The organism is Mucilaginibacter psychrotolerans (assembly GCF_004519315.1).
In the GTDB taxonomy this organism is placed as follows: domain Bacteria; phylum Bacteroidota; class Bacteroidia; order Sphingobacteriales; family Sphingobacteriaceae; genus Mucilaginibacter; species Mucilaginibacter psychrotolerans.
In genome coordinates this window covers 250251-259467 of the sequence record NZ_SOZE01000006.1, presented here as the reverse complement: position 1 = coordinate 259467, position 9217 = coordinate 250251, and the positions used below count along the sequence as shown (strand labels likewise).

10 protein-coding genes are annotated in these 9217 nt (G+C 46.7%); 2 read left to right on the top strand and 8 right to left on the bottom strand.

What is annotated here, in order from left to right; all coding sequences use genetic code 11:
• Positions 1 to 197: 197 nt before the first annotated feature.
• The 6 genes from E2R66_RS08970 to E2R66_RS08945 all read right to left on the bottom strand — a co-directional run bounded on the left by E2R66_RS08970 (position 198) and on the right by E2R66_RS08945 (position 3751).
• Positions 198 to 614, bottom strand: coding sequence for a hypothetical protein (locus E2R66_RS08970; protein WP_133228910.1), 417 nt, complete (start codon positions 612 to 614; stop codon positions 198 to 200).
• Positions 615 to 740: 126 nt separating this feature from the next.
• Positions 741 to 1292, bottom strand: coding sequence for an NUDIX hydrolase (locus tag E2R66_RS08965; protein WP_133228908.1), 552 nt, complete (start codon positions 1290 to 1292; stop codon positions 741 to 743).
• Positions 1279 to 1692, bottom strand: coding sequence for a hypothetical protein (locus E2R66_RS08960; RefSeq protein ID WP_133228906.1), 414 nt, complete (start codon positions 1690 to 1692; stop codon positions 1279 to 1281). The genes E2R66_RS08965 and E2R66_RS08960 overlap by 14 nt, the downstream gene beginning before the upstream one ends.
• Positions 1693 to 1779: 87 nt before the next feature.
• Positions 1780 to 2610, bottom strand: a complete 831-nt coding sequence (locus E2R66_RS08955) for a TPM domain-containing protein (RefSeq protein ID WP_133228904.1) — start codon at positions 2608 to 2610, stop codon at positions 1780 to 1782.
• Between the two features lie 10 nt (positions 2611 to 2620).
• Positions 2621 to 3055, bottom strand: coding sequence for a TPM domain-containing protein (locus tag E2R66_RS08950; RefSeq protein WP_133228902.1), 435 nt, complete (start codon positions 3053 to 3055; stop codon positions 2621 to 2623).
• A 117-nt stretch (positions 3056 to 3172) separates the two neighbouring features.
• On the bottom strand, positions 3173 to 3751 hold the full coding sequence (locus E2R66_RS08945) for a LemA family protein (protein ID WP_133228900.1): 579 nt from the start codon (positions 3749 to 3751) through the stop codon (positions 3173 to 3175).
• 200 nt (positions 3752 to 3951) lie between these two features.
• On the opposite strand from E2R66_RS08945, the gene E2R66_RS08940 reads away from it, so the two are divergent.
• Both E2R66_RS08940 and E2R66_RS08935 read left to right on the top strand, forming a co-directional pair.
• Entirely contained in the window at positions 3952 to 6243 is a 2292-nt protein-coding gene (locus E2R66_RS08940) for a GH92 family glycosyl hydrolase (protein ID WP_133228898.1), read from the top strand.
• 211 nt (positions 6244 to 6454) lie between these two features.
• On the top strand, positions 6455 to 7708 hold the full coding sequence (locus E2R66_RS08935) for an alkaline phosphatase family protein (protein ID WP_133228896.1): 1254 nt from the start codon (positions 6455 to 6457) through the stop codon (positions 7706 to 7708).
• Positions 7709 to 7754: 46 nt separating this feature from the next.
• Here the strand turns inward: E2R66_RS08935 and E2R66_RS08930 are convergent, their stop codons facing one another.
• Both E2R66_RS08930 and E2R66_RS08925 read right to left on the bottom strand, forming a co-directional pair.
• On the bottom strand, positions 7755 to 8423 hold the full coding sequence (locus tag E2R66_RS08930; protein ID WP_133228894.1) for a TerD family protein: 669 nt from the start codon (positions 8421 to 8423) through the stop codon (positions 7755 to 7757).
• A 15-nt stretch (positions 8424 to 8438) separates the two neighbouring features.
• On the bottom strand, positions 8439 to 9014 hold the full coding sequence (locus E2R66_RS08925) for a TerD family protein (protein WP_133228892.1): 576 nt from the start codon (positions 9012 to 9014) through the stop codon (positions 8439 to 8441).
• Between the last annotated feature and the right edge of the window lie 203 nt (positions 9015 to 9217).

Sequence of the window (9217 nt, the reverse complement as noted above, 5' to 3'; positions counted from 1 at the left end):
CCCTGGCATCTCAGGCAAGAATATCCGCCAGCTAACTTCTTATCCAAAATATATTGGAGGCAATCCTGCTCCGTTTTAAACTTATCTCTAAATTCGTTGATACTAATTCCGCTAAACATAGCAAGTTATTTAGCTTAAATATACTAAATAACTTACTGATTATCAATAATTTATTAACAAAAAAAACGCTTTGCGAACTAAATACATAATCCTATATAATTTATTTGCGGTATTGCATACGTGACAGTGGATGTGCTGCAGTAATTTACGGTGATAGGTCCTGACATAGTGCCGGGCGTAAGATTTTTTAAAGCCTTTATTTTGTAAGTTACTGTGTTAACGGTAGGCGGGTTGGACCCATTGGGGATAGTATGGGTTAAGGTACCGGTTGATGCGTTATAATCATCGGTCCATTTTACGGTTGCGGTTGTGCCTGTTGAGGATTGTATCGTCCCGTTTGTGATTGTCCAATTAGTGGATGAGCCACCGGAAACATCAGTGTACGTTATCGCTGTAGCTGGATTTTGCCCAAACGTATTATCGGGCGAAAATTGAGCGATTGCTTTAACGGAAAAAATAAAAATAAAAACGAGGAGATGTAGCGTTTTTTTCATGATTAATAAGATTTAGTTACACGTAAATATAACTATATTTTATTAAAAAGAAATAATTTCGCAACAGGAAATAATATAGGGGCTAAATTAATTTAAGAATAAGTCAGTAGCGCATACAACGCTTGCTTATTTCAACTCACCCAGCTTCATCAGCGCATAAAACAACCCGGTGCAATGTAATGACTGGGGGATCTTGTTATCGGCTAGCAATTGCTTCACTTCATCAATGGTGTATTCCATCACTTCTATGCGTTCGTGTTCGTCCAGATCTTGTTCCTGCACTTTTTTGCCGCCACGGGCCAGGTAGCAATAGGTTACGTTGCCTGCGGTGGATGGGTTGGCATAAACCGTACTAATAAGTTCCACATCGGTAAAAGCATAGCCTGTTTCTTCCAGCAATTCGCGGCGCATACCGGCTTCCTGGTCTTCGCCTTCTTCAATTACGCCGCCGGGTATCTCCAAGGACACAATGCCCGCTGCGTGGCGGTATTGCCGTATCATAATAATTTTATTATCCTCAGTAAGTGCCACTGCGTTGGCCCAGTTGGGGTACTCCAGCACATAATATTCATCTACTATAGTGCCATCGGGCATTTCGCATTTATCGGCACGTAGGGTGGCCCAGGGGCCTTTATGCACATACGTGCTGGAAAGTGTTTTCCATTTAAATTCGCTCATAGTTGTTTTTAAAGAAACTCAATATATGTTTTCTCTTGCTTAAATTATCAAATGATTCGTAATGATGCTCGGCCTCAAGCCTGTCGAATATGGCGAGCACCTTGTTTAAGATAGCTGCCGTTTCTTCGTCGGCATTAAACGGTTCGGCAAATACATAAAGCATTTGGCTTAGTGCATTCAGCTTTTCGGCGCTGTAAGCCCTGCTTTTAAGCATCGAAACAAAGTCAGCTTCGGATGTTTGCAACAAGTCGTCCAACTCGGCATTATATTCATCCTGCAATACCGTATTGAAGTATTGTCTGTATTCCTCGTCGTTGCTTTCGGCTTTTAGGCCAAATAGCTTCGCCAAAAGCAAAGCCATTTTACGGGCTTCGTTCAGCAGGTAATCGCGTTGCATCATTGTTTAGAGGTTAGTTGATTGGAGGTTAGAGATTGGAATCGAAGCGATATCACCTTTCAGCTTTTGCCATTCACCTTTTCGTTCATTTTACCAGCTTCCGCTGCTACCGCCGCCTCCGCTGCTGCCGCCACCAAAACCACCCCAGCCGCCACCGCTGCTGCCACCGCCACCAAAGCCGCCTCCTCCGCCGGAAAAACCACCCCAATCGCTGCCGCTGCTGCGGCCACCGCCACCAAGCATATTGCCTGCAAGCAACCACCAAAACCAGTTGGCACCACCACGGCTGCCGATAACACGCCCGCCACCACCGCCGCCGCCTTTGCGGAAGATGAAAATGAGGATAACGATTACGATAATGATAACGAAGCCCCAGGAACCCCCGCCATCGCGGTTGCTGTTTTTAGCTTTGCTGCTTTTGAACCCGGCAGGTGCTTTATACTCGCCTTTAGTGAATTTGATGATATCGTTTGTAGCGGCATCCAAACCGGCAAAATACGCGCCCTCTTTAAAACTGGGCTTCATATCGTTCTGGATGATTTCCTGCGTTACGATGTCGGGCAGGGCACCCTCTAAACCGTAGCCCGTTTGTATCGACATCTTACGGTCGTCAATAGCTACCAGCACTAAAACGCCGTTATTTTTTTCTTTGGTGCCGATGCCCCATTTGCGAATGAGCCCGTTGCCGTATTCAATCGTCTCGTAGCCATCTAACGATTTAACCAGTACTACGGCTATCTGGTTGGTAGTAGTATCTTCAAAGGCACGTAGCTTGGTAGTGAGCCGCTCAATTTCCTGGGGCGATAGTGTTCCGGTAAAATCAGCTACAGGGCCCGATGTGGGCCGCTCCGGGTAGTTTTGCGCAAAGGCACCGGTTATGCATAATGCAAGGCCCAGGCACAATAATATTCTTTTAAACATTGGGGTAAGTTTAGTTGCCATCCATAAAGGCGATATCGTCGGGCAGTTCGTTTTTATCATCCAGCGCGTGCGGAAAGTACTTCTTTAACTGCTCGCCGGCTTTAGCAATGCCGGTAATTATACCCTCCAGCAGGTTACCATATTTAAAACAGCTTAGCATATCCTCTTTGGTACTATCCCAAAAATCGGCAGGCACCACCTGGTTTATCCCGGCATCGCCAATGATGGCAAACTTCCGGTCTACGGTGGCCACATAAATAAGCACGCCATTGCGTAGCTTGGTTTTATCCATGCCTAACTGGGTGAAGTATTTTGCGGCGCGGTCCAGCGTGTTATCGCTACAGGTTTTCTCTACGCAAACGCGTATCTCGCCCGAGGTATTCTTTTCGGCCGCAGCCACAGCTTTTTGTATCCGCTGCTGCTCGTCTTCGGTAAATACTGCCATTTTATTTTTGGTGATTACACAGATTATTGGAGGATTGCACCGATTACTTAGTGATGATTACACCGATTATTTTCCATCGGTGTAATCATCCCCAAATCGGTGAAATCAGAAATAAAATTAAAACTTAACGTCCGGCGCTTTTTGTGAACCCGCTTCAGCCTGGAAATAGCCCTTCTCTTTAAATCCGAACATTTTGGCAGTAAGGTTTGCCGGGAACGAGCGGATTTTGCTGTTGTAGTCCTGCACGGCGTCGTTGAAATCTTTACGGGCTATGGCAATGCGGTTCTCTGTACCTTCCAACTGCACTTGCAAGCCACGGAAAGCATCGTTTGCCCTTAAAGTAGGATAGTTTTCGGTAACGCTTAGCAGACGGCCCAATGCAGTACTTAACTGGCCCTGTGCTGCCTGGTATTGCTGTATGCTTTCGGGGGTGAGCTTGGTGGCATCAACCTGTATAGAGGTTGCTTTGGCGCGTGCCTGAACAACATCTGTCAAGGTGCTTTTCTCGAAATTGGCTTCGCCTTTTACGGTAGCAACCAGGTTAGGGATTAGGTCGGCACGGCGCTGGTACTGGGTTTCTACCTGGCCCCATTTGCCTTTTATGTTTTCGTCGGCAGTAACCATGCTATTGTAGCTGCACGAGCTTAACGACATTGCGCCAACCAATACTGCAAGCGCTATAAATAATTTTTTCATCCTGATGTTGTTTTTAGTTTACGGTGATGTGAATTTACAAATTAGATTACAAAAGCCGTACCGATGTTACAAAACGTAACAATTACGCCATAATGGCAATATACGCTTAGGTAAGCTGCAATTAAATAGCGTTAACCAAGATATGATTTTATATTTGCTTCCGGTTAATTTGTTTACTGATCGTACACCCCAACACACTAATGAAGAAATTATTAGCAGCCATATTCCTATTCGGCACGGCATCTGCCTACGCCCAAACTTCCCCTCACGAAAAACTGGTACAGTATGTGAAGCCCATCATTGGCACGCAGCGCATGGGGCATACCTATCCGGGCGCTACCGTCCCCTTCGGTATGGTGCAGCTTAGCCCCGAAACGGATACCGCCAGCTACGAACTGAACGGCAAATACAACCCCGATGTTTATAAATATTGCGCAGGTTACCAGTATGATGATAAAACCATTGTGGGTTTCAGCCATACCCACTTCAGCGGCACCGGCCACTCAGATCTGGGCGATTTCCTGATCATGCCAACCGTGGGCGCATTAAAACTTAACCCAGGCACGGCAGATAAACCCGGCAGCGGATACCGCTCGGCATTTTCGCATGCCAATGAAGTGAGCGAGGCCAACTACTACAAAGTAAAGCTAGACGAAAGCAATATTTTAGCCGAGATGACTACCAGTGCCCGCGTGGGTTTCCATCAGTACACTTTCCCCAAAACTGAGCAGGCACATATCGTTCTGGATTTGATGGCCGGCATTTACAACTACCCCGATAAAACCGTATGGACCTACGTAAAAATACTGAACGACAGCACGCTGGTGGGTTACCGCCAAACCAACGGCTGGGCACGCACGCGTACACTGTATTTTGCGATGGCATTCAACAAAAAATTCGACCATTATGGCTTTAAAAAGTACGAGAAAAGGCAGGTTTACGGAGGTTTTTGGGGTAAATTCAACCAAACAAAAGATTTCCCCGAGATAGCGGGCAAGCAAATACGCGCCTGGTTCGATTTCAAAACGCAGGAAAACGAGAAGATCAAAATCAAGTTCGCCCTATCGCCGGTGAGCATGGATGGCGCATTGGCCAACATGCAGGCAGAAGTACCGGGCTGGGATTTCGAGAAAGTAAAAGCCGATGGCCAGGCCCTTTGGGAAACAGCTTTAGAGAAGATTACCGTTGGCGGTAGTGTAGACCGTAAACAGGATTTTTATACTGCCATGTACCATACCATGATCAACCCCACTGTTTATATGGATGTGGATGGCCAGTATAAAGGCATCGACCAAAATATACACAAGGCCGATGGCTTTACCAACTATACCACCTTTTCGCTATGGGATACTTACCGGGCGCTGCACCCGCTGTTCAATATCATCGAACCGCAGCGCAATGCCGATATGGTAAAATCAATGCTTGCTCATTACGATCAAAGCCCCGAGCACATGCTGCCCGTTTGGAGCAACAGCGGCAACGAGAACTGGTGCATGAGCGGTTATCACAGCGTATCGGTACTGGCCGATGCAGTTGTAAAAGGCAATGCGCCCTTCGACGCCAATAAGGCCTTGGATGCTGCTGTTACCACTGCCCGCCACCGCAGCTATGAGGGTATTGGCGAGTACATAGATAAAGGCTTTATCCCCGATGAAAAAACGGGCGTATCGGTATCTAACACGTTAGAATACGCTTACGACGATTGGGCAATAGCCCAAATGGCCAAAAAACTGAACAGGATGGATATCTATAACGAATTCATCAAACGCAGCGAAAACTATAAAAACGTGTACGACCCTTCGGTAGGCTTTATGCGCCCTAAACTGGCCAACGGAAGCTTCCGCGCCAAGTTCGACCCACTGAGCACCATCAACGAAGGTTTTATAGAAGGCAACTCCTGGAACTACACCCTATTTGCGCCGCAAGACCCTGAAGGACTGATCAAACTAATGGGTGGCGATAAACGCTTCGTGCGCTACCTGGATTCGCTGTTCACCATGGAACTGCCTGATAAATACTTCGCCGAAACCGAAGACATTACCCGCGACGGTATCATAGGTAACTACGTGCACGGCAACGAGCCATCGCACCACGTAGCCTACCTATACAACTGGACCGACAAGCCCTGGAAAACGCAGGAACGCATCCGCATGATTTTGAACCGTATGTACAAACCAACACCGGATGGCCTTGGTGGTAACGACGATACCGGCCAGATGAGCGCCTGGTATATTTTTAGTACCCTGGGCTTTTACCCGGTTGCGCCGGCCTCTAATGATTATGCCATCGGCAGCCCCGCCATCAACAATGCTGTGATACAGGTAGGCGGCGGCAAAACCTTTACCATAACGGTAAAAAACCAAAGCGAAAAAAATGTGTACATCCAAAAAATGTTGCTGAACGGTCAGCCCCTAAACGGCCTAACTATTACCCACCAGCAAATTATGGCCGGCGGCGAGCTGGTGTTTTTGATGAGTAGCAAGCACAAATAGAAAGCTGCGGATTATCATAGAAAAACCAAAGAAAAACCAAAGAAAAACACCGAAAAATCTACGATTTTTTACGGTGTTTTTCTTGTTTTACGGCCTTTACCAATCCCGGTATTTTAACGCCCGATAACAACGGTTTCTTCAAAAATAATATTCGCTTAACACCTATCGCTTTTTTTAATAATAGCTTCGCGCAAAACTATATTTGTGTACGATGCAGACATTGATTAAAACAAGCAAGACCTTATTGGTGCTGATATGCGCAGCAACCCTGGCCTCGGCGCAGCCAAAGGTTAAGAAGGCGCTTTTCATCATAGCAGACGGTATCCCTGCCGATGCAATAGAGAAGCTGGCAACCCCCAACCTTAACGCCATTGCCCGCGAGGGTGGCTATTTCCGTGCGCACGTGGGCGGCGATAAAGACACCTACAGCCAAACGCCAACTATCTCAGCAGTAGGGTATAATAGCTTGCTAACCGGCACCTGGGTAAACAAACACAACGTTTGGGACAACGACATTAAGGACCCCAACTATAACTATCCCACCATCTTCAGGCTGTTCAAAAATCAATATCCCAATAAAAAGATAGCGGTTTATTCGAGCTGGTTAGATAACCGAACCAAGCTGGTTGGTGATAGTCTGGCTGCTACCAATTACCTGCATGTAGATTACCATGCCGATGGTTTTGAACTGGATACCATTAACTTTAAGCACGATAAGGCCAGTGCCTACATGCACCGGATAGACGAAAGGGTTATTGCCGATGCTGCTGCCGGTATCCGAAAGAATGCGCCGGATTTAAGCTGGGTGTACCTGGAATTTACCGATGATATGGGCCACGGCCATGGCGATAGCCCTGAGTATTATGAAGCCATACAGATGATGGATGCGCAGGTAGGCAAAATATGGGCAGCTATACAATACCGCCAGAAAAACTTTAACGAGGAGTGGGAGATATTTATCACCACCGACCATGGCCGCGACGAAAAGACCGGCCGGAATCATGGCGGGCAATCGGCCAGGCAACGCTCTACCTGGATGGTTACCAACGCAAAAGGCTTCAATGCCTATAAGAAATATTACTACCCCGGCATTGTAGACATTATGCCATCGATAGCCCGGTTTATGGATATCAGCATCCCTGTGAAATATCAACGGGAGATTGACGGTACGCCACTTACAGGTCCGGTTTCGATTGCGGATGCAAAAGTAAACCTGCTGCAAGGCAATATCGATGTTAGCTGGAAAGCCTTAGGCAAAGGCGAAAAAGTAAAAATATGGGTTACGCCTACCAACAATGTAAAAACAGGCGGTGCCGATGATTACAAGCTGTTAGGTGAGTTTTCTGCAGATACCGAGCATGCGTTGGTGTCGGTAAAAGATATGCCATCTACATTTTATAAAGTAGTGATAGAAGGAAAGTACAACACCGTAAATAAATGGATCGCACCTGATCCAAAGAAGTAGCGTAAAGCAGGCGCTGCGCAGGTATATGCGCAGCGCCTCGTTTCAATTAGGTGTATTGCTTCAGCAGGTCTACAAAATTGTCGGTAGTGTGCGGTTCGCCTATGGCCCTAAATTTCCATGAACCATCGTGGCGGTAAACTTCTGCAAAGATCATGGAACGCATACTGTTATAAGCACTGTTGCCCGATAGACTAAACCGCGCAATTTCGCGCCCGCGTTTGTCAACAGCGCGGATAAAAGCATTTTCTACCATACCAAAGTGCTGTTTATGCGCCTGCCCCATGTAAATGGCCACCACAAATACTATCTTTTGATATTGCTGCCCCAAATCGTTCAGCTTCACAATAATTTGTTCATCGTCGCCTTCGCCGGCACCCGTGCGGTTATCGCCGGTGAGCCAAATGTGGCCTGAAGGGTGCTGCATAGAATTGAAGAAGATAATATCGCCCCCGTAATAACTAATGCTTCTGCCGTTGGTGGTTGGTGCTTTCCTGCCGGTATTTACCACTTTGCCATTGGCATCCAGCAAAAATGCTATAGCATCCAGGTCGTACTCCGCATCTTCTTCTTCGCCAAACAGGCTGGCAAAAAAGCCGGTTTCTTTTTTCCTAACATCCCAGCCTAGCCCAATGGTTACTTCAGAAAGGTCGTACTCCGTACCGCCATCGTTTTTGCGGAGATCAATGGTTTGGCCTTTCATTAAACTTATTGCCATAACTCTTTCTCCTGTTTATTTAATGATTTCGCCCTTGAAATGCTTGGCGAGGAAAAATGCCAGGTCTTCGCGATAGCCAATGCCCGAAGCTTCAAACTTCCAGTTCACATCTTTTTTGTAAAGACGACCGAATTCGATACCTGTTTCTATAGAAAAATCTTCGTCGAGTTCGTATTTCGCTATTTCCATTTTGGAGGTTTCGTCTACAATGCGGATGTAGGCATCGCGTACCTGGCCAAAATTCTGGCGCCTGTGCGTTGCTTCGTGAATGGTTACCACAAACAGTATTTCGGTAACGCGTGGGTCAACCTGGTTAAGGTTTACGGTGATGACCTCGTCATCGCCTCCATCACTGTTTCCACCGGTGGGGTCGTCGCCCGAGTGCGTTAATGCGCCGTCAGGCGAGGACGTGTTGCCGTAAAAAACAAAAAAATCCTCTGCGGGGATGAGGCGGCCCGCACCCACCATAATAGCAGATGCATCAAGGTCGAAGGCTAAGCCGGTGCCCTCGTTGGGGTTCCAGCCTAAACCAACACTTATTTGCGAAAGGCCAATATTGATCCTTTCACCTTTTCTTAGCGTAATAGCCATATCAGTATGTATAAAAAGATTGTTTAGATGTTTGTATGCCGGGATGTTTCCATTTTAATAGAATTGGCAACGGCCGATTGGGGTCATCGTCGATTTTGGTGTCAAAGTAAATGACAGTTTTTAGATTGAGCAACAGTGTAGATGTTACACCCGGCGAGGGATTTTTTGTACAGGCTTAGATTAAGCAATAGCCAGTGATGAAA

Coding starts and splice junctions, on each gene's coding strand:
- E2R66_RS08970 (WP_133228910.1), bottom strand. CDS start 614: ATGAAAAAAACGCTACATCTCCTCGTTTTTATTTTTATTTTTTCCGTT.
- E2R66_RS08965 (WP_133228908.1), bottom strand. CDS start 1,292: ATGAGCGAATTTAAATGGAAAACACTTTCCAGCACGTATGTGCATAAA.
- E2R66_RS08960 (WP_133228906.1), bottom strand. CDS start 1,692: ATGATGCAACGCGATTACCTGCTGAACGAAGCCCGTAAAATGGCTTTG.
- E2R66_RS08955 (WP_133228904.1), bottom strand. CDS start 2,610: ATGTTTAAAAGAATATTATTGTGCCTGGGCCTTGCATTATGCATAACC.
- E2R66_RS08950 (WP_133228902.1), bottom strand. CDS start 3,055: ATGGCAGTATTTACCGAAGACGAGCAGCAGCGGATACAAAAAGCTGTG.
- E2R66_RS08945 (WP_133228900.1), bottom strand. CDS start 3,751: ATGAAAAAATTATTTATAGCGCTTGCAGTATTGGTTGGCGCAATGTCG.
- E2R66_RS08940 (WP_133228898.1), top strand. CDS start 3,952: ATGAAGAAATTATTAGCAGCCATATTCCTATTCGGCACGGCATCTGCC.
- E2R66_RS08935 (WP_133228896.1), top strand. CDS start 6,455: ATGCAGACATTGATTAAAACAAGCAAGACCTTATTGGTGCTGATATGC.
- E2R66_RS08930 (WP_133228894.1), bottom strand. CDS start 8,423: ATGGCAATAAGTTTAATGAAAGGCCAAACCATTGATCTCCGCAAAAAC.
- E2R66_RS08925 (WP_133228892.1), bottom strand. CDS start 9,014: ATGGCTATTACGCTAAGAAAAGGTGAAAGGATCAATATTGGCCTTTCG.